Source organism: Kitasatospora indigofera (genome assembly GCF_014655955.1).
In the GTDB taxonomy this organism is placed as follows: Bacteria; Actinomycetota; Actinomycetes; order Streptomycetales; family Streptomycetaceae; genus Kitasatospora; species Kitasatospora indigofera.
Genome location: NZ_BNBO01000003.1, coordinates 191,321 through 215,765 on the forward strand (window position 1 = coordinate 191,321; position 24,445 = coordinate 215,765).

Sequence of the window (24,445 nt, forward strand, 5' to 3'; positions counted from 1 at the left end):
GGAGCCGGTGCTGCGACGGGAGCCGGAGCCGGCGCCGGTGCTGCGGCGGGGGTCGGCGGGGTGGCGGCCGCGGGCGGGGTGTCCGGCCGGGGCGGCCAGGCCGCGGACGAGTCCGCCACGTCGGTGGGGGTCGTCATCTCTACTGTTTCACCCAGATCCGGTAGTAGCCCGTCCCCCCGACGTGGGTGAAGGGCAGACGGCCCAACAGTCGGTAGTGCGGGCTCTGCGCCACGGCCTCCGCGACGACCCGGTCGGTCTCCGGGGTGGCGACCCCGTCGAGCACGATCAGGTCGAACCAGCCGTCGGCGATGGCGGCGCGGTAGCCGTCGTCCGCCGAGTGCAGCTTGCCGTCCTTGTCGACGTAGCCGATGCCGTACGTCGAGGTCCACTGGCTCTGCAGGGTCAGATCGCGCAGGTAGTACACCGGCACGTTGTCCGCGGAGGCCAGGTAGCGCCCGTTGGCGTCCACGTGCTGGCGCAGCACCGCGACCATCTTGCTGGAGTCGGGCCAGGTGTTGAACCGCCACTCCGACTGCGACAGGCCCAGCGAGAGCATCACCACCCAGAGCAGGATGCCCAGTTGGGGGTGGCGGAAGTGCGGGCCGATCAGCCGTGCCATGCCGATGCCGGCGATCGGGGCGGCGAACAGCAGGCCGAAGCCGATGTGCTTGTAGAGCGCGACCGAGGTGTGCAGGTGGATCTGGTACGCGGGCGCGAGCAGCGCGGTGCCGGTGAGCAGCAGGCCGAGCATGATCCGGCGCTTGCGGCCGGGGCCGGTCAGCGCCAGGGCCAGCGGCGACTCGTTCATCCGGCCGCGCATCGCGTACGCGATCGCGCCGCCGCAGGCGGTGAGGAACATCAGGCCGCCGAACTCGGCGGACTGCCGCAGCAGTTCGGTGGCCTTCTCGGTGCCGTGGGCCCGGGCGGTGGTGGTGGCCTGGACGCCGCTGAGCACGTCGGTGAAGGTCAGCCCGGCCCAGAGCAGGCCGCCGGCCGCGCCCGCCAGCAGCAGGCCGCGCAGCAGCGGCTGCCGGGCCTTGTTCCGGATCCCCGTGAGCAGGGCGAGCAGGACCAGGCTGGGCAGGTAGAGCGCCGAGGCGTACTTCAGGCCGACGGCCAGCACCGCCACCGGCGCGGCGAGCACGACCACCGCCGCCGGCGCCCGGTCGGTGCGGACCACGATCCAGATCGCCAGGGCCAGCAGCAGCACGGCCGGGGCGTCGTAGGTGGCGAAGAAGCCGAGCACCACGGTCGACTGGGTGACCGCGAACATCGCCGCCGCGCCGAGCGCCACCCGCTCGTTGAAGAGCCGCCGGCTGAAGCTGTAGAGCAGCGCGGTGGCCCCGAGCATGCAGAGCAGGCTGAACACCCGGACGCCGACCATCGCGAAGTGGTTCTCGATCACGGCGGCGACGATCGGGTAGAGCATCGGGGAGCCGGAGAAGTAGCTGTTGTAGTCCTTCGGCAGGGCGGTGCCGTACAGCAGGTGCGAGAGCTCCGCGTGCCCCGCGTACATGTACAGCGCCTCGTCCTGGAAGGCGGTGTTGGAGAGCCGGACGGACAGCGCCGTCTGCAGCGCCAGGATGGCCAGCAGCAGCGCGCGGCTGACCCAGGAGCGGCGCCGGCCCGGATCGAGCGACCAGCTGGCCTCGGGCACCGGCGCGAGGGTGTAGCGGGGGGTCTCCCGGCCGTCCCGTTGCACCGGGACGTCGGCGAGGGCCGGCACCTCCTCGGGGTGCCCGGCCGGGCCGGGCTCCTCGGGCGCCTCCCCGGCGGCCGCCGGGTGCGGCTCGGCCCGGTGCTCGTCGGCCCGGTGCTCGCCCTCCTGGACCTCCTCCGTCCGGGCCTGGCCCGCCCGGGCCGCCCGGGCCGCGGCCCGGCGTGAGCGTCCGGCGGCCGGCTCCGGCCGGCCGGACCGGGCGTGACCGGACGGGTCCTCCACCGGACGCCCGTCCCCCGGCAGACCGTCCCCGGCCGGAGCATCCCCGGGCCGGAAGTCCCCGGGCCGGGCCGCCCCGGCCCCGCGGGCCTCGTACGGCGCCGGCGCGAACGCCTCGGCCTGGTACGGGCCGTCGGCGTACACGCCGGGCTCGTCGAGCGCGTCCTCGTACCGTCCGTCCGCCTCGTACCCCCCGTCCTGGCGGCGGGTGCCCCGGTAGGGCTCCGCGGGGCCGCTGCCGTCGTGGCGCCGGCCCCGGCGCCGCCCGTCCTGCGGGCGTGCCTCGGCGGACCGGCCGTCGAAGGTCCGGCCGTCCTCGAAGGGCACGCCGTCGAAGGTCCGGCCGTCGTCGAAGGGCGTGCCGTCGTCGAAGGGCGTGCCGTCGTCGTACGCGCCGCCGAAGGGGGCGCCGGCCGAGGGGGCGTCACCGGCGAAGGAGGCGCCGCCGGACGGAGCGCCGCCGGGGAGCGCGTCACCGGAGGACGCGCCGTACCGGCCGTCGTCGTGGGCGCCGTCGTCGTGCGGGCCCGGTCCGGTGGCCGTCGGCCGCTGGGCCTGGAACCAGGAGCCCCCGGGATCGGGCCGGCGGACCGGCTCCTCGATCAAGGGCTCCTCGGCCCCGGGCCGGCCGGCGGCCGGCAGGCCCTGATCCGGGTTCCCGCGCCGGCGGCGGCCGCTGTGCGGAGGGGAGGACGTCATCAGGGACTCTTCACATCGAATCCGTAGCGGCCGTCGGAGACCGCCTGCTTGAAGGAGGAGAGCGCCTGCGGATCGCTGTCGATCCGCCAGTTCGTCTCCTTGTTGATGTTGAACCAGATGAACCCGAGGCAGTCCGGGCGCTTGATCACGTTGGCGGCGAGGTTGGCGATGTCGGCGGGCTTGCGCGCGCCGGGCTCGGAGCCGGTCTCGGCGATCAGCCAGGGCTTCTGGGTGAAGGTGCGGATCTGGGTCAGCGTCGGGGTGTAGAGGGTGTCGAAGGTGCCGGCCTCAAGGTGGGTGTAGTACGCCACGATCCCCACCCAGTCGACGTAGGTGTCACCGGGGTAGTAGGGCTTGAGGGCCACGGCCGGCATCGGGTTGATGCTGTTCGGGCTCCAGACCCAGATCACCTGGCCGACGCCGAGCTGGGCGAAGACGTCGTGCAGGTGCTGGTAGGCCGCCACGAAGTCGGCCGCGGTGGCGTGCTTGGTGCCCCACTCGTACCAGCCGCCGTTGAACTCGTGCGCGAAGCTGATCGCCACCGGCACGTTGGCGTTGCGGATGCCCGCCGCGTACCGCTTGACGTAGTCGTCGCTCTTGCCGGCCGCGATGTCGGCCAGGCTGACGGTGAACGGCTCCCAGGCGATGTACGGCAGCGCGCCGCTGTCCCAGGCGTTGCGGGCGCCCTTCGAGTCGTACTCGTCGCCCCAGCCCGAGTAGAACTCGATCATGTTGGGCTTCTTGCCGGCCTTGGCCGTGAACTCGTCCACCGCGGCCATCGAGAGCGGTGCGCCGTCGGCGGCGATCCCGAGGTACTTCTTCACCGGCTTGAGCAGCGGGCGGACGTCGTACGGCAGCCCGGTGGGCTCGGCCGGCGCCGCGGCCGCACCCGAGGCCCCGGCCGCCGCGGCGGCGCCGGAGGCGGCGGCCGCGGACGGGGTGGGGCCGATGTTCTTCTCGCCGAGCAGGTCGCAGGCGGCCAGCGGGAGGACCAGGGCCGCGACCGCGAGCAGGCGGACCACCACCGGGAGCCGGCTCCCCGGGCGGGTGTTGCTGTCTGTCATGCCACTGCGTCCTGGGATCGGGGCTGGATGAGTATTCGGCCGACGGTGACGGCGTAGAACAGGCCGGAGGAGAGCACCAGGGCGAAGTCCGGCGGGTGCATGGTGAACATCCGGTAGACCGCGGCGCCCACCCAGACCACGGCCGTCCCGCCGCTCCAGAAGATGACACCCCACCAGAACCGCCGCTGCTTGTCCTTCTTCGCGCCGTTGGAGCCGGTCGGCTGCCAGCCCATCTGGCGGCCGCGGACGAGGTCCCAGATCGCGAAGAAGTGCGACCAGCCGTACATCATCCGGCCGGCCCAGGCCTCCAGGCGGTAGGGCGCCCGGTGCCAGAGCGGGAAGATGACGGTCGCGTAGACCAGGCTGGGGATGACCAGCACCAGGTGCCGGACCTCCAGCAGCCGTGGCTGGAGGATGAGCAGCATGATCGGCAGCATCGGCAGCGCGAAGGTCATCAGCGCCGTGTGCATGTAGTAGAGGAACCCGGAGACGTAGCAGAGCCGGGTGGTGAAGCCGAGCTTCGCCTGCCAGAACTTCCTGCTGGTCAGCAGGGACATCGAGCCCATGCACCAGCGGTACTGCTGGTTCTGGAAGGCGCCCGCGGTGTCCGGGCAGACGCCGGTGGAGAGGGCGACCGGGATGTACTGCAGGTCCCAGCCGAGACCGCGCAGGTCGAAGCCGGTGTGCACGTCCTCGGAGTGCGCGATCAGCGTGGTGCCGCCGTTCTCGGCCAGCGCCTCCCGCCGGTAGACCGCGCAACTGCCCACGCAGATGGCGCCGTTGTTGCGCTGCCGGGCGACCTGCACCGAGCGGTAGAACAGCTCCTGGATGGCGCCCGCGCCCCGCTCGATCCAGTTCTGCGAGTCGAGCACGCGGAAGAACTGCGGCGACTGGACGATGCCCAGCTTCGGGTCCCGGTCCATGTACGGCAGGACTTCGTCCAGCAGGTCGTGCCGGGGGGCGAAGTCGGCGTCCAGGATCAGGATGTACTCGCCGTCCGAGCGGTCGAACCCGTAGTGCAGGTTGCCCGCCTTCTTGAACCAGCCGCGGTTCTCCCGGACGCCGTAGCGGAACCCGAAGTCCGCCGCCATCGCCTCGACCGCCGGGCTGGCCGCGTCGTCCAGGACGTACGGCATGACCAGGCCGGGGTAGTGCTCGGCGAGCTTGCGGACGTGGGTCCAGGTGTTGTGCAGGGTCTCGATCGGCTCGCCGCAGACCGGCAGGAAGACGTCGACGGTCGGGTACTCGGCCGGCGTCCACTTGCGGACCAGCCGGCGGTGCTCCTTGAGGTCGAAGTTCGGCGTGAAGCTGTTCACCCGCAGGGAGACCAGGTAGTACACGACGGTGAACACGAGGAACGGCACGCAGAGCCAGAACCACGAGCCGACCCGGAAGAGCTCGACCTGGCTGATCACCAGGCAGACGAAGCTGATCACCGAGCAGAGCGTCAGCACCCACTGGTTGCGGACGGTGTAGTTGTACTTCTCCTGGGCGTTCGGGGGTGCCGGGAGCAGCAGGCCCGAAACGGGCTCCGACGCGTTCCGGCGCCGGCCGGACGACTTCCGTCTTCTGCTGGGCGCACTGGTCGCGGTGCTCACCGCGCGATACCTCCTGGTAGCTGCGTTCCGCGTGCCGGAGCGAACTGACCAAGCAGCAACTGTCCCCCGGGGCACCACACCTTATCGGACGCGCGTTCGCGGCCTGTGACGGCCGTCGCGAACAGGCCGCCGTGAACGGTCCGGCACGAACGGTCCGGTGCCCCCGGGCCTGACGGCCGGTCACCAGGGGGCGGCGGGCGCGCCCTGCCTGGCGCGCCGTCCGGCGGCCGGACCGCGCCGGGCCGCGCGGGCACGCGGACCGGGCGACCGGCGGCAGCGGACCGTCACCCGCCGGGCCGTCACCCGGGCCCCGGGCCGGGCGCGACCGCCGCCCGGGCCCCGGGCACGACCGCGTTCAGCCGGCGGTGGCCGCCGGCTTGGCCCGGCCCAGCAGGACCTCCTTGGCCCGGTCCGCGAGCGGGCTCGCCGCCGCGGCCGCCGCCGGATCGGCCTGGTCGGGAGCCTGCTTGAGCGAACCGGCGACGGTGAAGTACCCGAAGCGGCCCACCGCCGCGTGCGTCTCCACGCAGCCCGACTTGTCGGTGACGCAGAAGGTGGCGACCCCCGGGCCGGAGAGGCCCTGGACGAGGCCCGCGTGCCGGCCGAGCGCCTTGTCGGCGCCCGCCTTGTTGTCGAAGACCGCGATGCCGACCGTGACCGCGCTCTCCCCGGACACGTAGGTGGCCCGGACCAGCGAGCGGCAGGCGTCGTCGCCGAGGGCGAGCCCGAGCCCGCCGGTGGTCGCCTTGGAGCAGGGGGAGGTCGAACCGGTGACCATCCGGGTCCAGACCTTGCCGTCGATGGTGCGGGTCTGGTCGGGGAAGAGCGTCGCGGCGTCGACCGGGGCCTTGTCGGTCGAGGCGTCGGAGATCAGCGGCAGCGCCTGCTCCAGCGGCAGGCCGGTCGAGGCGGCCGGCTTCGGGCCGGGCTTGTCGCCGCCCTTCTTGCCCCCGGAGATGACCACGCCGGCGGCGACCACGCCGCCGACGAGCACCACGGCCAGCACCGCGGCGCCGATCCAGATCCGGCGGCGCTTGCGGGACTCGTTCTCGTGCTGGTCGGCCAGCTGGGTCCAGTTCGGCTCGGCCTGGAACGGCTGCGGCGCGGGCTGCCAGTGCGGCGGCGGCGCCTGCTGCGGACCGGGCTGGGGCGCGAACGGCTGCTGCGGCTGCTGCTGCTGCGGGATCGGCGGGGGGAGCGGCTGGCCCTGCGGCGGGAGCTGCTGCGCGGGCTGGCTGTACGGCACCGGGGGCGGGCCGAAGCCACCGGCGACCGGCGGCACGGGCTGCTGCCCCTGCGGCGGCTGCCCCGGTGTCCCCGGCTGCTGACCCTGGACCGGCTGTGCGGGCTGACGCGTCCAGTCGGACGGTACGCCCGTTCCCTCGCTCATGAGGCGAGATCGTAAAGCATGGTGCGCACGGCAGGGCCGTCAGGTAATCAATCCGTTCCCAAATCCGGGCCCGGCACCCGCTCCCTTGACTGCTCCGTGAGCCGACGAGTAGCCGCCCGACACGCCACAGTGCACAACATGTGGTGCTTCATCGGGCTGGCGCCACTAGATGTATGCTCACTCCTGCTGTCGAACGCAGGGGAACCCGGTGCGAGTCCGGGACTGCCCCGCAGCGGTGAGCGGGCTGCCCGACCGGGCCACGCGAGTCCGAATACCTGCCGACGGTGTGCCACAGGGCTTCCCCGCAGTCGCCATGCAGCACAGCAGTATCGTCCGGGCCTCGCGGGTGGGCCGGGGGGTGGTTCGCGCGCGCCGTGAGGTGTTCCGCGCTGCCCTCCCCTGCGCCCATACGGCCCGGCTGCCCCCTCGCCGACCGCCGCCGCCAGGAGAGAAGCGCCTTGACCACCGCTGCCTCAGCCACCCTGCCCGCCCAGGGTTCCAGCCACTCCGCCCCGTCCGACCCGACGGTGTCCGACCCCGGCGGAGCGCTCCTTCGGCTGCTGACCGACCGCAGCGTCGACCTGCCCCAGGTCGACCCCGGCCACGTCGCCGCCGCAGCCCTGCGCGGCCGGCACGCCGGCTCCGACTTCGCGGAGCTGCGCGGGCTGGCCGTCGAGGCCGCCGCGTCGATGATCGCCGAGGACCCCCAGTACTCGAAGCTCGCGGCCCGGCTGCTCGCCCTGGAGATCCAGGACGAGGCCGTCGGCCAGGGCGCCGTCTCCTTCTCCGCCTCGATCGTCGTCGGCCACGCCGAGGGCCTGATCGGCGACACCACCGCCGCGTTCGTGGCCAAGCACGCCGACGCGCTGGACGCCCTGCTCGACCAGAAGGGCGACGACCGCTTCGAGTACTTCGGCCTGCGCACCGTGCAGTCCCGGTACCTGCTGCGCCACCCGATCACCCGCAAGGTGATCGAGACCCCGCAGCACTTCCTGCTCCGTGTCGCCAGTGGCCTGGCGGTCGGCGACAACGAGCAGTCGGTCCGCGAGGTCGCCGAGCTGTACGCGCTGATGAGCGCGCTCTCCTACCTGCCGTCGTCGCCGACGCTGTTCAACTCCGGCACCAAGCACCCGCAGATGTCCTCCTGCTACCTGCTGGACTCGCCGCTGGACAACCTGGACTCGATCTACTCGCGCTACGCGCAGATCGCCCGGCTCTCCAAGCACGCCGGCGGCATCGGCCTCTCCTACAGCCGGATCCGCTCGCGCGGTTCGCTGATCCGCGGCACCAACGGCAAGTCCAACGGCATCGTGCCGTTCCTGCGCACCCTGGACTCCTCGGTGGCGGCGGTCAACCAGGGCGGCCGGCGCAAGGGCGCGGCCTGCGTCTACCTGGAGACCTGGCACGCGGACATCGAGGAGTTCCTGGAGCTCCGCGACAACACCGGCGAGGAGGCCCGCCGCACCCACAACCTGAACCTCGCCCACTGGATCCCGGACGAGTTCATGCGCCGGGTCAACGCGGGCGGCGACTGGTCGCTGTTCTCCCCCGCCGACGTCCCCGAGCTGGTCGACCTGTGGGGCGCCGACTTCGACGAGGCGTACCTGAAGGCCGAGGCGGCCGGCAAGGCCGTGCGCAGCATCCCCGCGCAGACCCTGTACGCCCGGATGATGCGCACCCTGGCGCAGACCGGCAACGGCTGGATGACCTTCAAGGACGCCTCCAACCGGGCCGCCAACCAGACCGCCCTGCCCGGCCGGACCGTCCACTCCTCCAACCTCTGCACGGAGATCCTGGAGGTCACGGACGACTCCGAGACCGCCGTCTGCAACCTCGGCTCGGTCAACCTGGGCGCCCACGTGGCCCCCGGCGCCACCCCCGCCGACCTGCTCAACGCGATGGACTGGGACCGGCTGGACTCGACCGTCCGCACCGCCGTCACCTTCCTCGACCGCGTGGTGGACATCAACTTCTACCCGACCCCCGAGGCCGGCACCTCCAACTCCCGCTGGCGCCCGGTGGGCCTCGGCGTGATGGGGCTGCAGGACGTCTTCTTCAAGCTCCGCCTGGACTTCGACTCCGCCGAGGCGAAGCAGCTCTCCACGCTGATCTCCGAGCGGATCATGCTGGTCGCCTACGAGCGCTCCAGCGAGCTGGCCGAGCAGCTGGGCCGGCACGAGGCGTACGCGGAGACCCGCGCCGCCCGCGGCCAGCTGCACATCGACCACTTCGGGACCACCCCGCAGTGGACGGAGCGCTGGGACGCGCTGCGCGCCCGGATCGCCACCACCGGCCTGCGCAACTCGCTGCTCCTCGCGATCGCGCCGACCGCGACGATCGCATCGATCGCCGGCGTGTACGAGTGCATCGAGCCGCAGGTGTCCAACCTGTTCAAGCGCGAGACCCTCTCCGGCGAGTTCCTCCAGGTCAACCCGTACCTGGTGCGCGAGCTGAAGGAGCTCGGCGTCTGGGACGCGCAGACCCGGGACGCGCTGCGCGAGGCCAACGGCTCCGTGCAGGACCTCAACTGGCTGCCCGCCGAGGTCCGCTCGCTCTACCGGACCGCCTGGGAGCTCCCGCAGCGCGCGCTGATCGACCTGGCCGCCGCCCGGCAGCCGTACATCGACCAGAGCCAGTCGCTGAACCTCTTCATGGCCGCGCCCACCATCGGCAAGCTCAGCTCGATGTACGCGTACGCCTGGAAGGTCGGCCTGAAGACCACCTACTACCTGCGTTCGCGCCCGGCCACCCGGATCGCCCAGGCCGCCACCGGCACCGCCCGCGCGGCCGCCCCGGTGCCGGTCGCGGTCACCGCGCCGACGTCCACCCTCACTCCGGAGGAGGAGGCGGCGCTCGCCTGCTCCCTGGAGAACCCCGAGTCCTGCGAGGCCTGCCAGTGAGTTCCCCCACCCCGGAGACCGACTTCGACGCGCCCGGCCGCGAGAAGATGCTCCTCGACCCCGGCTTCGAGCTGACGCTGCGTCCGATGCGGTACCCGTCGTTCTACGACCGGTACCGGGACGCGATCAAGAACACCTGGACCGTGGAGGAGGTGGACCTGCACTCCGACGTCGCCGACCTCGCCAAGCTCAGCGAGGGCGAGCGGCACATGATCGGCCGGCTGGTCGCCTTCTTCGCGACCGGCGACTCGATCGTCGCCAACAACGTGGTGCTGAGCCTCTACAAGCACATCAACTCGCCCGAGGCCCGGCTCTACCTGTCCCGGCAGCTGTTCGAGGAGGCCGTGCACGTCCAGTTCTACCTGACGCTGCTCGACACCTACCTGCCCGACCCGGACGACCGCGCGGCGGCCTTCGACGCGGTGGAGAACATCCCCTCCATCCACCAGAAGGCGCAGTTCTGCTTCAAGTACATGAACGCCGTCGACCACCTGGACTCGCTGCAGACCAAGGACGACCGGCGCGCGTTCCTGCTGAACCTGATCTGCTTCGCGGCCTGCGTCGAGGGCCTGTTCTTCTACGGCGCCTTCGCGTACGTGTACTGGTTCCGCAGCCGCGGCCTGCTGCACGGCCTGGCCACCGGCACCAACTGGGTGTTCCGCGACGAGTCCATGCACATGGACTTCGCGTTCTCCGTGGTGGACACCGTCCGCCAGGAGGAGCCGGACCTCTTCGACGACGAGATGGCCAAGCAGGTCACCGAGATGCTGGAGGAGGCCGTCGAGGCCGAGCTCCAGTTCGCCCGTGACCTGTGCGGCGAGGGCCTGCCCGGCATGAACACCGAGTCGATGCGGGAGTACCTCCAGGCCGTGGCCGACCAGCGCCTCGCGCGCCTCGGCATGCCGGTCCGCTACGGCTCCAGCAACCCGTTCGGGTTCATGGAGCTGCAGAACGTCCAGGAGCTGACCAACTTCTTCGAGCGCCGGGTCTCCGCCTACCAGGTCGCGGTCGAGGGCTCGGTCGCCTTCGACGACGACTTCTAGGACGCCGGCTCCCCCGCGCCTAGGACGCCGGCTCCCCCGCGCCCCTGAACAGCCGGGAGCGCCCCCGACGACCCACGGTCGTCGGGGGCGCTCTCGTCGGGGGCGCTCTCGTCGGGGGCGCTCCCGTCGGGCCGGTCCGGGGCGCTCCTCCCGGGCCCCGGCCCCGGAGCCCGGCGGTGCGCCCGGCCCCGGACGCGGGCGGTGTGCCGGGTACGGAGCACGCCGACGGGAGCGGGCACGGGCCGCCACCGGCCCCTACCGGTGTTCGGGCGTTCGGCCGGACGTTCGACGGTGAGGTGATTGCGCTAATCTCCTCGAATGTCCCTCACAACCCAGGCCCCTGCCCCAGCGATAGCGGGCAGCGAGGCCGCCCCGGCCGCCGGCTCCGCGAAGCCGAGGCTCGGCTGGCTCGACGCCCTGCGCGGATTCGCCGCCCTGGCCATCGTGGTGCAGCACTTCGTGCAGCTCGTGATGCCCGAGGTGTTCGCCCGTACCGCCGACAAACTCGACCTCGGCTCCTACGGCGTCTTCCTGTTCTTCCTGGTCAGCGGCTACATCGTGCCCGCCTCCCTGGAGCGCAAGGGCAGCGTGCGGGGGTTCTGGGTGAGCCGGCTGTTCCGGATCTACCCGCTCTGCGTGGTCGTGGTGGGTGCCGGGGTGATCGCCTGGAAGCTGGGCGCGTACACCGGCGCCCTGCAGCCGGTCAGCTGGTTCTCGCAGGAGCACCCGGCGATCGCCGCCCTGGGCAACGCCACCATGCTGCACGACTTCCTCGGTGTGGGCGGCACGCTCTTCGTGATGTGGACCCTCTCCTACGAGATGATCTTCTACCTGCTGGTGGCCTCGCTGTTCGTCGTCGGCGTGCACCGGCGCAGCGCGGAGATCTCCACCGTCTTCGCCGTGGTCGCGGTGGCGGCGGTGGGCGCCTTCCCGCTCGTCACGCTCTCGCACCAGGTGGCCGACATCCGCCGGGCGGTCGTGGTGGCCGCCGTGGTGATGGCCGTGGGCATCTTCGGCATGATGAGCCGCCGCAAGGTCCTCGCGGTGGCCGGCGCGGTGCTGACCGCGGCGCTCGCGCTCGGCCTGCTCTCGGCCAACGGGCGGATGCCCGGCTGGTTCAGCATGACCATCCTGGCGACCATGTTCGCGGGCACCGCGATCTACCGCGCCGAGCAGGGCCAGATCAGCCGGGTCAAGTGCGCCGTGGCGGCCGCGGTCACGATGGCCGCGATCCTCTACGTCGGCGGACGGTACGGCGAGACGGGCGAGCGGACCCCGGAGTTCCAGTGGCAGTGGCTGACCACCATGCTCGCCGCCTGGGCGACCTTCGCGCTCGCGATGTCGCTGCGCCGGTTCCGGATGCCCCGGGTGCTGACCTGGCTCGGCTCGGTCAGCTACTCCGTCTACCTGGTGCACGCGGTGCTGCTCTGCGTCCTGCTCAAGGTGATCAGCCCCACCGAGGTCACCTCGCTGTCGCTCGGCACCCGGACGGTGCTGGGCATCGGCTTCTGCGCCCTCGTCCTCGCGGCCAGCCAGGTCACCTTCCGCCTGATCGAGAAGCCCGCCCAGCGGCTCGGCCACCGGGTGACCAAGGCCGTCGAGCGCATCGGGGCGAAGGCACCGCGGTAGCGGGAGGCCGACGGCACCGGGAGGCACCCGGACGGGAGCACGGCGCGGGGGCCGGTACGAGAAGAACGTACCGGCCCCCGCGTCGTACCCGTGGTCAGTCGTTGGGGACGGTCGCGTACTTGGGCGTCCCCTCGGCCATCTGCCTGAGCGCGTCCTTGCGGTCGCGCTTGGAGAGCCGGTCGATGTAGAGCTGGCCGTACAGGTGGTCGGTCTCGTGCTGCAGGCAGCGGGCGAAGAAGCCGGTGCCCTCGACCCGGACCGGGTTGCCGTCCTTGTCCTGGCCGGTGACCGCCGCGAAGTCCGGGCGGGCCAGCTCGGCGTAGGCGGTGGGGACGGACAGGCAGCCCTCGTTGCTGTCGTCCAGCACCCGGCGCCCGGCCGGGAGCTCCTCCAGCACCGGGTTGACGACGTGCCCGATGTGCCGGACGCCCTCGTCGTCCGGGCAGTCGTAGACGAAGACCTTGGCGTCGACGCCGATCTGGTTGGCCGCCAGGCCGACGCCCTCGGCCGCGTACATCGAGACGAACATGTCGTCGATCAGCTCGGAGAGGCCGGCGTCGAAGGCGGCGACGTCCTTGCACTCGTGGTGCAGGACGGGGTTGCCGACCACGGTGATCGGGCGGGCGGTGCCCTTGGAGAGGTCCGGCTCCTCACCGACCACCTTCAGCGGGGCGGCCGGCGCCTCGCCGTGCTCGTGGTCGTGCTCGTGGGTGTGGTCGTGCTGCTCCGCCATCGATTCTTCCGCTTCCCATGGGTCTGCCGGGGTGTCCGCTCAAGGGTACGGCCCCAGCGGGCCGCCGGTCCCTTACTTCCGGGTGGACGACCACTCCCCGGGACGGGCCGGGCGCCCGGTGCCGGACGGCCGGGCGCCGGCGGACCGGGCGCCGGGCCTCGGCGGCCCCGCACGGCCGGACCTGCGGCGCGGCCGGATCCGGCGGCGAGGGGTCAGCAGACCTCTTCGAGGTCGCGGTAGGCCCGGCCGCCCGGGTTCGCCGCCACCCAGCGGTCCAGCAGGGTGCGGACCAACGCGGCGGGGGCCGCGATGCCGCACTCCCGCTCGGCCAGCCAGGCCAGCCCGCCGGCCCCCTGGCTGAGGTGGCTCAGGTGCCCGGGGTGGGCGGCGTCGCCGTCGTCGTGCGGGTCGTGGTGGGCGGTGCGGCCGTCGTCGGCGGGCATCCGGCTCTCCGAGCAGGCCCGGCAGAGCAGCCGGACGGAGGAGGTCCAGTCCTCGGCGGCGTACCCGGCGTCGGCGACCAGCCGCTCCAGGGCGTCCCGGTCACCGGCCGTGGCGGCGTGCAGCAGCACCACGTAGGTCGGCACCGGGGACGGCGCCCAGAGCTCGATCTCGTCGAAGACCGGGTAGGCCGCGCCGTCCGCCACCCGCTCGCCGTGCGGGGCCCCGTCGTGCAGCACCACCTCGCCCCAGCGGCGGCCGGAGGAGGGCAGCGGGATGGAGAGCACCTCGATCCGCGCCGGGTCGAGCCGGCGGCCCCAGACCACCTCGGACTCGCCCTCCGGGGAGAGCCGCACCGGCGTGGTGCCGAGGTCCAGGCTGACCGGGCCGTCCGTCGGCGCGCCCGCCCGGCCCGGGAGCTTCAGCCCGTACGCCTGCCAGGCGCGGTGGGCCAGCGGCCAGTCCTGGAGGGCGGTGGCGGTGATGCCGAGGTTCCACCAGTCGGCGGCGCCGTGCTCGCGGTCCAGCAGGGCGACCGCGCGCAGTCCGGCGGCTCTCGCCTGCTCCCAGTCCCGGCGGAACTTGTGCAGCAGCGCCAGGTTGAACCAGGAGTCGGAGAGCCACGGCTCCAGGTCGGCGGCCATCACGAGCAGCGCTCCGGCGTCCTCGTACCGGCCGTCGCCGATCAGCGTGAAGGCCCGGTCGGTCGTCTGCCGCCAGGTGGCGGACGGCCGGTGCCGTGTCCGGTGGAAGATCCTCACGTTCGTCCCTGCCGTTGTCGTCCGCTGAGTCCCGCTGGTCACGCTCAGCCCTGCTGAGTCCTGATGCCTGCTGCCCCGCTCGGTTGCCGGGCCACAGGTCCCGCACCGCAAGTCCCGCACCGCGGGCCCCGGACCGCAAGCCCTGCGGCGTGAACCCTCGGTGCGAACCCCGTGCCCCGGATCGGGTGTTCCACGCTACGACCGCATCCAACCACGGTCACCAGGAGCCGCGCTCCCCGCCGCCTGGTTCAGCCGGGTTCGCGGGCCCGGCCGCCCATCCGCGCCAGCGCCTCGACCACCCGGGGGTCGTACGCCCGGCCGCGTTCCAGCCGGAGCGCCTCCAGGGCCTCCAGGCGGCCGGCCGGGTCGGACAGGCCCCGGCCGCGGGCGGCGGTCAGCAGGTCGTCGTGGGCGTTGGCGACCCGGATGATCCGGGCGGACAACGGCAGCGAACGGTCGTACCCGCCGTCCGGCCGGCGGCAGGGGTCGGCCAGCCGGGCGACCTGCTCGGCGACCCGGGGCGGCACCCCGGTGCGGCGGATCACCTCGCTGCCCAGCCGGGCGATCCGCTGCTGCTCGGCCGCGGGCAGCAGCGCGGTGGCGCCGTCCGGGACGGGCTCGACCAGCGAGAGCTGCCCGACGTCGTGCATCAGCGCGGCGTACTCCAGCAGGGCGAGTTCCCGGGTGCCCAGGCCCAGCTCGCGGCCGAGCGCGCAGGCCGTGTCGGCGACCCGGCGGGCGTGGCCGGGCGGGGTGTAGCCGGCCACCTCGGTGGCCCGGGCCAGGGTGGCGATGGTCTGGCCGGTGGTGGCCCGGATCGCGGCCGCCCGGCGGAAGGAGACCTGGGCGAGCAGCAGCGGGGCGCAGAACACCGGCAGCGCCCAGAGGCCGATCTCGCCGGCCGCCAGGCTGACCAGCATGCCGGTGGCCACGATGGCCGAGCCGATCCCGGGCAGGGAGCGCAGCTCGTCCTCCAGCGCGGCCGGGAACCGCAGGCCGGTACGGGCCCGGTGCAGGGCGGCGGCGAGCGTCGCGTCGCAGAGCGCCGCCAGGGCGGCCACCACGGCCAGGAACACCCCGTACGCGGGCCCGGCCGAGGGCAGGCGGTCGAGCAGGCCGCCGTTGTACAGCGGCTGGAAGACGGCGGCGGCGAACCCCACCGTGAGCAGCCGGCGGGCCGCGGTGTCCCGCCGGACGAGGTCGGCCGGGGACCGCCCGCGGCGGCGCCGCAGGGCCCGGCCGAAGGCCCCCGGCAGGGCCCTGGAGAGGGACGGCGCCGCGGCGGCCAGCAGGCTGCCCGCACCGGCCACGGCGACCACCTGCAGCACCCCGTGGGTGGTCGGCAGGCCGCGCAGCGGCCCCAGCAGCGCGTACGCGAGGGCGGCGGCAGCCCCGATCGGGGCCTGCTCGCGGTCGCCGGGCAGGGTGATCCGGACGCATTCGCCGACCGCGATCAGGGTGAGGAAGGCGAGGGCCACCACCGGCTGGGCCGGGCCGGCCGCCGCCGTGGCGGTGACGGCCACGACCAGCAGCGCCGCGGCGGCGGCGTGCAGCACCGCGGGCACCGCGCCGGCGCCGCGCGGACGGCGGGGCGCCCCGCCGTCCGCGCGCTGCTCCGCCGGGGGTGCCGGCCGGGCCGCGGGGGGCGTCCGCCGGCCGGAGGCGGGCCGGGGCACCCGGTGTTCCGCCCGGCGGACCGGGCCGCGCCGGCGGCTCATGCCGGACCGGCCTGCGGTGCGTCCGTCCCGCCCGGCGCCGTCCCGCCCGGGCCCGGAGGCCCGCCCCGGGCCGGTTCGCCGGCCGGGGCCGGCCGGTCGGCCTGGGCCGGGAGGCGGGGCGGGGCGCCGCGGGCCGGCTCCGGCACGCCGAGCGGGATGTCCGGGACCTCCCCGGCCCAGCCGCCGGGCGGCGGCAGCGCGGGCTGCCAGCCGTGCTCGCCGACCGCGGCGACCAGGGCCCGCACCATCACCGGGTCGAACTGGCTGCCCGCACAGCGCTCCAGCTCGGTGACCGCCTCGGCCACCGGGCGCCCGCGCCGGTACGAGCGGGTGGAGGTCATCGAGTCGAAGGCGTCCGCGACCGAGATGATCCGGGCGAACTCGGGGATCCCGTCCCCGGCCAGGCCGCTCGGGTAGCCCCGGCCGTCCATCCGCTCGTGGTGGTGCAGGATGCCGGCGTGCGCCTCGCCGAGGAAGGCGATCCCGCGGACCAGCTCGTACCCGTACACCGGGTGGACCTCGACCGCCCGCCGCTCCTCCTCGGTCAGCGGGCCGTTGCGGCGCAGCAGCTCGGTGGCGACGCCCAGCTTGCCGACGTCGTGCAGGATCCCGGCGAAGCGCAGGGTGCGCAGCCGCTCGGGCTCCATCCCCAGCTGGCGGGCGATCAGCACGGCGGCCCGGCCGACCCGTTCGCTGTGCCCGCGGGTGTAGGCGTCCTTGATCTCGACCGCCTGCACCAGGGCCTGGACGGTCGCCTGGTGGGTGTCGCGCTCGCGGTGGCCCTGGGCCAGCACCCAGGCCGAGATGGTGAGCGGCAGCAGGGCGAGCAGCGCCGCGAAGGCACCGTACGGTCCCTGCCAGAGCACGGCGACCATCAGGGCGCCGGCCGCGTGCACCAGGACGGGCAGGCCGATCGCGGCGGTGGCGCCGCGGAGCAGGACGGCCGGCGGCCGGCGTTCGGCCAGCGCCAGCATGCCGCCCACCAGCACGCTGTTGACCAGGCAGAACACCGCGACGGCGGCGAAGGCGGGCAGCAGCGCCCCGGGGAAGCGCGAGCCGAGCAGCAGTCTGGGCCCGGCCAGCAGGTGGAAGGCCCCGGCGGCGGCGAAGGCGGAGAGCGCCAGCTGGGCGGCGTTCCAGCACCGGCGGGCGGCGGCGGGCGGGGCGGCGCCGGCGGCGAGCGCGGCCGGTACGGCCACCAGGGCGGCGGCGGCGGGCGGGAGCATCAGCAGCCCCGCGAAGAGCACCGGGAAGAAGGTGTAGGCGCCGGGCCGGGCCGGGGCGCGGCGGGGCGGGGGGCGGCGGCCGAGCAGCCGGGCCCGGGTGCGCAGGAGCATCTGCAGGCAGGGGGTGGGCAGGCCCTGGGCGACCGACTCCCAGCAGGCGTGCAGGAAGGCGAGCAGCCCGACCTTGGGCCAGTCGACCGGGGCGCCGAGCCAGCGGGGCAGCACGGCCGCTCCGGCGGGCAGCAGCGGCAGGGCGCAGCAGTACGCGACCAGCGGCAGGACGAGGGCGGGCAGGGCGACGAGGTAGCGGACGGCTCCGGCCGGCAGGTCCGGGCCAACAGTGTCGGTAGCGATCCCGGCCTCCCCCGCCGTCCTGGTCCACGCCGCCCTCGACGCGTCGGGTGGCGCGGCGGCGGGTTTCGTCAGGAGGATAGGCCTCCGCCCCGGCGTGGGGACGCATGATCGCGGAATGGCCCTGCTGGCGCAGCCCCAACTCACCCGAACGAGTGAAACGGGTGGTCAGGGGTTCGCGGCCGGGCAGGCCGAAGGCCCCGGGAGCGTGCTCCCGGGGCCTTCGGTACGCCGGCTCGTCGTGGGGCGGTGTCGTGCCGGCGCCGTCCAGGGCCGCAGCGCGACCGGCCGCAGCGCGGAGGGGCAGCCCTGCGAGGGGCACGGCCCACCGTCAGGCGGGCCGTTCACCGCTCCGACGGGTCGGGCACCCCCGGGCCGGGCGGCCGGCGCGCGGGGCGTCGGCACGTCCGGCGGCCGGTCACTCCGACGCGCTGCTCGCCTCGGCGGCCGCGTACGGCGCCGACCGGGACTCGCGGGCGGGTGCGGGGGCGGGGGTGGGCTCGGCCGTCATCTCGACGGTCGTCTCGACCGTCACCACGAGGGCCTCGCCCGGGCGCTGCCCGGCCCGGATCGAGTCGATCCTGGCCAGCACCTTGCCGCGGAGGTCCGCCGGGGTGTCGTCGCAGCCGCAGGAGCGCTTGATCAGTGCCTTGATGGCCTGTTCGAGGCCGTACTTCTCCAGGCACGGCGAGCACTCGTCGAAGTGCACGCGCAGCTTGGCGCAGTCGCCCTCGGCCATCTCGTTGTCGAGGAATTCGTAGAGGTGGTCGAGGACCTCGCCACACTCGGTGTCGTGCGGATCGCCGCAGCTCATGAGCCCGAGCCCTTCGCTTCCTGCCCTGCCCCGGTGCCGGCGGGGACGAGCCCGCGCTCACGGGCGTAGTCCTCCAGCATGCCGCGCAGCTGACGGCGGCCACGGTGCAGCCGGGACATCACCGTACCGATGGGTGTACCCATGATGTCCGCGATCTCCTTGTACGCAAACCCCTCGACATCGGCGAGGTAGACGGCGATGCGGAACTCCTCCGGGATGGCCTGGAGGGCGTCCTTCACGTCGCTGTCGGGCAGGTGGTCGAGTGCCTGGGTCTCCGCCGAACGCAGGCCGGTCGACATGTGCGACTCGGCCCGGGCGAGCTGCCAGTCCTCGATCTCCTCGGCCGCCGTGCGCTGGGGTTCCCGCTGCTTCTTGCGGTACGAGTTGATGAAGGTGTTGGTGAGGATGCGGTACAGCCAGGCCTTGAGGTTGGTGCCCTCACGGAACTGGTGGAAGGACGCGTACGCCTTGGCGAACGCCTCCTGGAGCAGGTCCTCCGCGTCGGCGGGGTTGCGGGTCATCCGCAGCGCCGCCGAGTACATCGGGTCCAGGTAGCCCAGGGCGTCGCGCTCGAAGCGCTCCCGCCGGGCCTCCTCGCTCTCCTCCGCGGACACCCGGAAGGTGTCCTCACCGATCGCCTCGGCCAGCTCCTCGCCGGTGAGCGCCTCACCTGTGGGCACGCCCTCGCGCGGGTCCGTACCCGGATCGGCCTCGTGCTCGGTCCCGACGACCGGACCCACCTCCTCGGCATAACGGGCATGGCCCACGGTGGGCCGTCCCGAAATGGAGGATATCGGGCTGACGGGCTTCTCGCCCGCGACAAGCCACTCGGACCAGGACGGGACGAAGCCGTTCTCGACCGCGCGCTCGTCAGGCCGCTCGGGGCACACGATCGAACCCATCTGCACTTGCCTTTCCACCGGGACTGAAGCTGACGAGGGTGACAACCATGCCGCCCTCGCCCGCATTCCCGGGCATTCCGGCCGCCCGGCCGGTACGCCCCGGGGTCCGCCCCGGACCGGGCGCCGCGCGGTTCACGACCGGCCCGGGACCGGTTCGGGTGCGGTTCGGGCGCGGGTCAGGAGGGCCGTCCGACCAGTCCCAGGACCCAGGCGCCGACCGCGTCCGTGATCGTCTCCAGCACCTCGGCCTGCCCGACCGGCGCCCGCTTGGGCACCTCGAAACCGTGGCTCCCGTACGGCACGGCCACCAGCCGCTGCCCGGCCGGCAGCTCGGGGAACTCGGCCGGCCCGCCGAAGGGGTCCGCCACGCTCTGCACCACCAGGGCCGGCAACCCGCACTCCAGCAGCTCCCCGGCCCGGCTCTTCTCCGGCCTGCCCGGGGGATGCAGCGGGAAGGCCAGCGCCAGCACGCCGACCGCCCCGGTCGCCGCTCCCGTCCGGCAGGCGACCCGGGCCCCGGCGCTGCGGCCGCCCGCCACCACCGGCAGGCCCTGTTCCGCCAGCACGGCCGCGACCGGGAGCCAGCCCGCGTCCAGGGTCTTCGGCGCCGGCGCGAGCCGCTTGCCCGCCACCCGCCAGGGCTGCTCGACGAGCGCCACGGTGATCCCCAGCGGCGGCAGCGCGGCGGCCAGCGCCTGGAGGTCACGGGCCTCGATCCCGCCGCCGGCGCCGTGGCCGAGGGCGAGCAGCGCCTTCGCGGGGCCGCGGGCCGGGGCGTAGCTGATCCGGGCGTCACCGGCGGGGGTGGGGACGAGGACGGGGTCGGTGGTCTGCATGGCGCGGGGCTCCGTACCGGGGCGGCCCGGCTGGACCGGGCGGGAGAGAGGGGACCGGGCTGGACGAGGACGGGACGAGGAGGAGGGGAGGAGGGGGGACGCGGAGGAGAGGGGCGGAGGAGGGCGGGAGGGCGGACGCGGAGGAGAGGACGGGAGGGCGGAACCGCTCAGCACGCGGAACGGCTCAGAACAAGGTGGTGACCAGTTCCTCGGCGTCCAGCGGCCGGACCAGCTCGGGCCCGTCGTTGCGGATGCTGCCGACGGCGGCCGCCACCGGCGCCGCGAGCAGCGCGCCCGGGGCCGGCGGGACGAGCAGCGGCAGCAGCTCGTCCGGGTCGCTCAGCCGGGGGTCGAGCCAGTCGTCGAAGGCGGCCGGGTCGAGGAAGAGCGGCATCCGCTCGTGGATCGGGGCCAGCGTCTCCTCGGCGGCCGTGGTGACGATGCTGCAGGTCACCAGCCAGGCCTCGGGGTGGCCGGCCGGGTGCGCACGGTCGCGCCAGAACTCGTAGACGCCGGCCAGCGCCAGCACGCCGCCGTCCGCGCGGCTGACGAAGTACGGCTGCTTGGGCGGCCGGCTGCCGCCGCCGGGGAGGGTCTGCCACTCGAAGTAGCCGTCGACCGGGACGATGCAGCGCCGGGAGGCGAAGGCCTGCCGGTAGGAGGGCTTCTCGTGGATCGTCTCGGCCCGGGCGTTGATCATCTTGACCGCCGACTCCGGGGACTTCGCCCAGGCCGGCACCAGCCCCCAGCGCAGCACCCGCAGCTGGCGCACCGGCCGCGTGCCGCCCTTGGGCAGGCGCTCCAGCACCGCGAAGGCGGCCCGGGTCGGCGGGACGTTCCAGCTGGGGGCCAGCGTCTCGGCCGGGTCCCACTGCTCGACGCCGAAGATCTCGACCAGGTCCTCGGGCTTGGTGGTGGAGGCGAAGCGACCGCACATCCCGTCAGCTTGCCACGCGGGCCGCTTTCACCACTTCCTCATCCACGGATCAGAACCGACGGCTACCCGGGCACCGTCCTGGCATGGGAGGCTGCCACCCCGACGGGCGCCGGACCGGCCCCCGCACCGACCCCGGCACCGGCACCGAGCCGGACGGCACCGTGACGAGCACGACCGGAGGCGAGACCCGCAGGCATGGACGGACACAGCATCGCCGAGGTGTGGGACCGCGTCCTCGGCACCCAGCCCGCCCCGCCGCAGTGGATCGCGCTCGGCAGCGCCGGCCTCGCCCTGCTCGCCGTGCTGCCGCAGCCGGTCTGGCGGATCACCCGCAACGTGGTGACCATCGCGCACGAGGGCGGCCACGGCCTGACCGCGCTGCTCACCGGCCGCCGGCTCTCCGGCATCCGGCTGCACTCGGACACCTCGGGCTTGACCGTGTCCTCCGGGAAGCCCACCGGTCCCGGCATGATCCTCACCGCCGCGGCCGGCTACACCGCGCCCTCGCTGCTGGGCCTGGGCGGGGCCGCGCTGCTGGCGGCCGGCCACACCACCGCGCTGCTGTGGATCTCGATCGCCCTGCTGGCCGGCCTGCTGATCATGATCAGGAACGCCTTCGGGCTGCTCTCGGTGGTGGCCACCGGCGCCGCGTTCTTCCTGGTCTCCTGGTACGGCAGCAGCGAGCTGCAGGGCGCCTTCGCCTACCTCGGCGTCTGGTTCCTGCTGCTCGGCGGGGTCCGCCCGGTCGCCGAGCTGCAGCGCAAGCGCCGGCACGGCGGCGCGCGCGACTCGGACGCGGACCAGCTGGCCCGGCTGACCGGCGTCGCCGCGCTCGTCTGGGTGACCGTCTTCCTGGTGGTGGCCCTCGCCTGCCTGGGCCTGGGCGGCAGCTGGCTGGTCGGTCCCGTCCCGCCATTCGGGTAGGCGCGGAGGCCCTCCCCGTACGGCCCCTAAACTGGCCCCTATGACCGACACCCTGTGGCCCGCCCCCGTCGCGACCACCGCCGTTGACGCGACCGTGACCATCCCCGGCTCCAAGTCGGTCACCAACCGAGCGCTGCTGCTGGCCGCGCTGGCCGGCGAGCCCGGCTGGGTGCGCCGCCCGCTGCGCAGCCGCGACTCCCAGCTGATGGCCGACGGCCTGCGGGCGCTCGGCGTCGGCATCGAGGAGACGGTCAACAACGCGACCGGCGGCAGCGGCGGCGGCGAGGCCTGGCGGGTCATCCCGGCGCCGGTGCTGCGTGGCCCGGCCCGGATCGACGTGGGCAACGCCGGCACCGTGATGCGCTTCCTGCCGCCGCTCGCGGTGCTGGCCGACGGCCCGGTGCACTTCGACGGCGACCCGCGCTCCTACGAGCGCCCCCAGCACGGTGTGATCAACGCCCTGCGCGCACTGGGGGCCCGGATCGACGACGGGGGGCGCGGGTCGTTCCCGCTGACCGTGCACGGCTCGGGCGCGCTGGACGGCGGGCCGGTCGAGCTGGACGCCTCGTCCTCCTCCCAGTTCGTGTCCGCGCTGCTGCTCTCCGGCGCCCGCTACAACCAGGGAGTGGAGGTGCGGCACGTCGGCGGCCCGGTGCCCTCGCTGCCGCACATCCGGATGACCGTGGAGATGCTGCGGCTGGCCGGCGTGCAGGTCGACGCCCCCGAGGACGGCGGCGAGAAGGACGTCTGGCGGGTCACCCCCGGCGCCCTGCTCGGCCGCGACATGGTGGTCGAGCCGGACCTCTCCAACGCCGCGCCGTTCTTCGCCGCCGCGCTGGTGACCGGCGGCCGGGTGACCGTCCGCGACTGGCCGGCCCACACCACCCAGCCGGGCGACCAGCTGCGCGAGATCTACACCCGGATGGGCGGCTCGTGCCGCTTCACCGACGAGGGCCTGGAGTTCACCGGCACCGGCAAGATCCACGGCATCGAGGCCGACCTGCACGACGTCGGCGAGCTCACCCCGGTGATCGCGGCCGTGGCGGCGCTGGCCGACTCCGAGTCCCACCTGTACGGCATCGCCCACCTGCGCCTGCACGAGACCGACCGCCTGGCCGCGCTGGTCAAGGAGCTGAACGACCTCGGCGGCGACGTCACCGAGACCGAGGACGGCCTGCGGATCCGCCCGCGCCCCCTGCACGGCGGTGTCTTCCACACCTACGAGGACCACCGGCTGGCCACCGCCGCCGCCGTGGTCGGCCTGGCCGTCGAGGGGGTGGAGGTGGAGAACATCGCCACCACCGCGAAGACCCTGCCGGACTTCCCGCAGATGTGGCTGGACCTCCTCACGGGGGCGGCGGCGAGGGCCTGAGCGGAGACTTGAGCACATGCGCCGCTACGGCAAGGACGCCGACGAGGACGACATCCGCAACCGCCCGGGCCGCAAGGGTTCCCGGCCGCGGACCCGGATCCGCCCCACGCACGACGACGCCGCGGAAGGGATGATCCTCACCGTCGACCGCGGCAGGCTGACCTGCCTGGTCGACGCGGGGACGAAGAACGAGCGCGAGATCGTGGCGATGAAGGCCCGTGAGCTGGGGCGCAAGGGCGTGGTGGTGGGCGATGTCGTCAACATCGTCGGCGACCTCTCCGGCGAGCCGGACACGCTGGCCCGGATCGTCCGGGTGGAGGAGCGCACCTCGGTGCTGCGCCGGACCGCCGACGACGACGACCCGTACGAGCGGATCGTCGTCGCCAACGCCCAGCAGCTGGCCATCGTCACGGCGCTGGCCGACCCGGAGCCCCGGCCCCGGCTGATCGACCGCTGCCTGGTGGCGGCGTACGACGCGGGCATGGAGCCGATCCTGGTGCTCACCAAGTCCGACCTGGCGCCGGCCGGGCCGCTGCTGGAGTCGTACGCGCCGCTCGGCATCACCTACGTGGTGACCCGGCGGGACGAGCTGGCCACCGAGGGCGCCGAGGCGGTCCGGGCGCATCTGCGCGGGCGGTCGACGGTGTTCATCGGCCACTCCGGGGTGGGCAAGACCACCCTGGTCAACGCCCTCGTCCCGCTGCACCAGCGGAGCACCGGCGTGGTCAACGCGGTGACCGGCCGCGGCCGGCACACCACCGTCTCCGCGCTGGCCCTGCGGCTGCCGCCGCCGCCCGGCGTGAAGCCCGGCTCGAAGAAGGCGCTGGACCCGGGCTGGGTGATCGACACCCCGGGCTTCCGCTCGTTCGGGCTCTCGCACATCGACCCGTCCCGGGTGATCCACGCCTTCCCCGACCTGGAGCCGGGCACCGTCGACTGCCCGCGGGCCTGCAGCCACGACGAGAAGGACTGCGCGCTGGACGCCTGGGTCGCGGACGGCCACGCCGACCAGGCCCGGCTGTACTCGCTGCGGCGGCTGCTCTCCTCCAAGGACACCCGGGACGGCGACTGACCGGCGGTCACCAGGGGGTCCGCACGACCGGTGCGGGCCCCGGCGTCACGCCCGGGAGCCGGTCCCGTCCGGATTGCGGTGCGCCGCGAGGTGTCG

The 24,445-nt window shown here is 74.0% G+C and carries 18 protein-coding genes and 1 riboswitch; of the genes, 6 read left to right on the forward strand and 12 right to left on the reverse strand.

The window, feature by feature from the left end; genetic code table 11:
* Nucleotides 1–139: 139 nt before the first annotated feature.
* From IE329_RS41780 to IE329_RS04620, 4 genes are all read right to left on the reverse strand, one after another.
* Nucleotides 140–2,638 carry a glycosyltransferase family 39 protein gene (locus IE329_RS41780; protein ID WP_308438336.1) on the reverse strand — a complete coding sequence of 833 codons (2,499 nt, stop codon included), beginning with the start codon at nt 2,636–2,638 and terminating at the stop codon, nt 140–142.
* Nucleotides 2,638–3,702, reverse strand: coding sequence for a glycoside hydrolase family 26 protein (locus tag IE329_RS04610; protein WP_190209483.1), 1,065 nt, complete (start codon nt 3,700–3,702; stop codon nt 2,638–2,640). Before IE329_RS04610 ends, IE329_RS41780 begins: the two co-directional genes overlap by 1 nt.
* Nucleotides 3,699–5,300, reverse strand: a complete 1,602-nt coding sequence (locus IE329_RS04615; protein ID WP_373311071.1) for a glycosyltransferase family 2 protein — start codon at nt 5,298–5,300, stop codon at nt 3,699–3,701. Before IE329_RS04615 ends, IE329_RS04610 begins: the two co-directional genes overlap by 4 nt.
* Before the next feature lie 355 nt (nt 5,301–5,655).
* Entirely contained in the window at nt 5,656–6,690 is a 1,035-nt protein-coding gene (locus IE329_RS04620) for a hypothetical protein (RefSeq protein ID WP_190209484.1), read from the reverse strand.
* Between the two features lie 135 nt (nt 6,691–6,825).
* Nucleotides 6,826–6,987, forward strand: a riboswitch (cobalamin riboswitch).
* A 185-nt stretch (nt 6,988–7,172) separates the two neighbouring features.
* Here IE329_RS04620 and IE329_RS04625 point away from each other — a divergent pair.
* The 3 genes from IE329_RS04625 (at nt 7,173) to IE329_RS04635 (ending at nt 12,262) form a co-directional block, all read left to right on the forward strand.
* Complete coding sequence (locus IE329_RS04625; RefSeq protein WP_229927180.1) at nt 7,173–9,590, forward strand: ribonucleoside-diphosphate reductase subunit alpha; 2,418 nt, start codon at nt 7,173–7,175, stop codon at nt 9,588–9,590.
* A 47-nt stretch (nt 9,591–9,637) separates the two neighbouring features.
* On the forward strand, nt 9,638–10,633 hold the full coding sequence (locus tag IE329_RS04630; RefSeq protein WP_190209599.1) for a ribonucleotide-diphosphate reductase subunit beta: 996 nt from the start codon (nt 9,638–9,640) through the stop codon (nt 10,631–10,633).
* A gap of 318 nt (nt 10,634–10,951) precedes the next feature.
* Nucleotides 10,952–12,262, forward strand: coding sequence for an acyltransferase family protein (locus IE329_RS04635; RefSeq protein ID WP_190209486.1), 1,311 nt, complete (start codon nt 10,952–10,954; stop codon nt 12,260–12,262).
* A 94-nt stretch (nt 12,263–12,356) separates the two neighbouring features.
* On the opposite strand, the gene def is transcribed toward IE329_RS04635, so the two are convergent.
* From def to IE329_RS04675, 8 genes are all read right to left on the reverse strand, one after another.
* On the reverse strand, nt 12,357–12,995 hold the full coding sequence (def, locus tag IE329_RS04640; protein ID WP_190209487.1) for a peptide deformylase: 639 nt from the start codon (nt 12,993–12,995) through the stop codon (nt 12,357–12,359).
* A 212-nt stretch (nt 12,996–13,207) separates the two neighbouring features.
* A complete protein-coding gene (locus IE329_RS04645) occupies nt 13,208–14,197 on the reverse strand; it encodes a tetratricopeptide repeat protein (RefSeq protein WP_190209488.1) in 990 nt (329 codons plus the stop codon).
* Nucleotides 14,198–14,445: 248 nt separating this feature from the next.
* Nucleotides 14,446–15,753, reverse strand: a complete 1,308-nt coding sequence (locus IE329_RS04650) for an HD-GYP domain-containing protein (RefSeq protein ID WP_373311072.1) — start codon at nt 15,751–15,753, stop codon at nt 14,446–14,448.
* A gap of 158 nt (nt 15,754–15,911) precedes the next feature.
* Nucleotides 15,912–17,435 (reverse strand): HD-GYP domain-containing protein, encoded by a 1,524-nt coding sequence (locus IE329_RS04655; protein WP_413789712.1) that lies wholly within the window; start codon nt 17,433–17,435, stop codon nt 15,912–15,914.
* A 475-nt stretch (nt 17,436–17,910) separates the two neighbouring features.
* Complete coding sequence (gene rsrA / locus IE329_RS04660) at nt 17,911–18,306, reverse strand: mycothiol system anti-sigma-R factor (RefSeq protein ID WP_190209490.1); 396 nt, start codon at nt 18,304–18,306, stop codon at nt 17,911–17,913.
* Nucleotides 18,303–19,046: a sigma-70 family RNA polymerase sigma factor gene (locus tag IE329_RS04665; protein ID WP_079198137.1), complete on the reverse strand. Its 744-nt coding sequence runs from the start codon at nt 19,044–19,046 to the stop codon at nt 18,303–18,305. The genes rsrA and IE329_RS04665 overlap by 4 nt, the downstream gene beginning before the upstream one ends.
* Before the next feature lie 338 nt (nt 19,047–19,384).
* Nucleotides 19,385–20,044 (reverse strand): alpha/beta hydrolase family protein, encoded by a 660-nt coding sequence (locus tag IE329_RS04670; RefSeq protein ID WP_190209491.1) that lies wholly within the window; start codon nt 20,042–20,044, stop codon nt 19,385–19,387.
* Nucleotides 20,045–20,228: 184 nt separating this feature from the next.
* Nucleotides 20,229–20,981: an SOS response-associated peptidase gene (locus IE329_RS04675; protein ID WP_190209492.1), complete on the reverse strand. Its 753-nt coding sequence runs from the start codon at nt 20,979–20,981 to the stop codon at nt 20,229–20,231.
* 195 nt (nt 20,982–21,176) lie between these two features.
* Between IE329_RS04675 and IE329_RS04680 the strand changes: the two genes are divergently transcribed.
* The 3 genes from IE329_RS04680 to rsgA are packed head-to-tail and all read left to right on the forward strand — an operon-like array spanning nt 21,177 to nt 24,349.
* On the forward strand, nt 21,177–21,905 hold the full coding sequence (locus IE329_RS04680) for a M50 family metallopeptidase (RefSeq protein WP_190209493.1): 729 nt from the start codon (nt 21,177–21,179) through the stop codon (nt 21,903–21,905).
* 40 nt (nt 21,906–21,945) lie between these two features.
* The gene (aroA, locus tag IE329_RS04685; protein ID WP_190209494.1) at nt 21,946–23,277 is read left to right on the forward strand and encodes a 3-phosphoshikimate 1-carboxyvinyltransferase; all 1,332 of its coding nucleotides are present in this window, start codon (nt 21,946–21,948) and stop codon (nt 23,275–23,277) included.
* A gap of 16 nt (nt 23,278–23,293) precedes the next feature.
* A complete protein-coding gene (rsgA, locus tag IE329_RS04690; protein WP_190209495.1) occupies nt 23,294–24,349 on the forward strand; it encodes a ribosome small subunit-dependent GTPase A in 1,056 nt (351 codons plus the stop codon).
* The last annotated feature ends 96 nt before the right edge of the window (nt 24,350–24,445 follow it).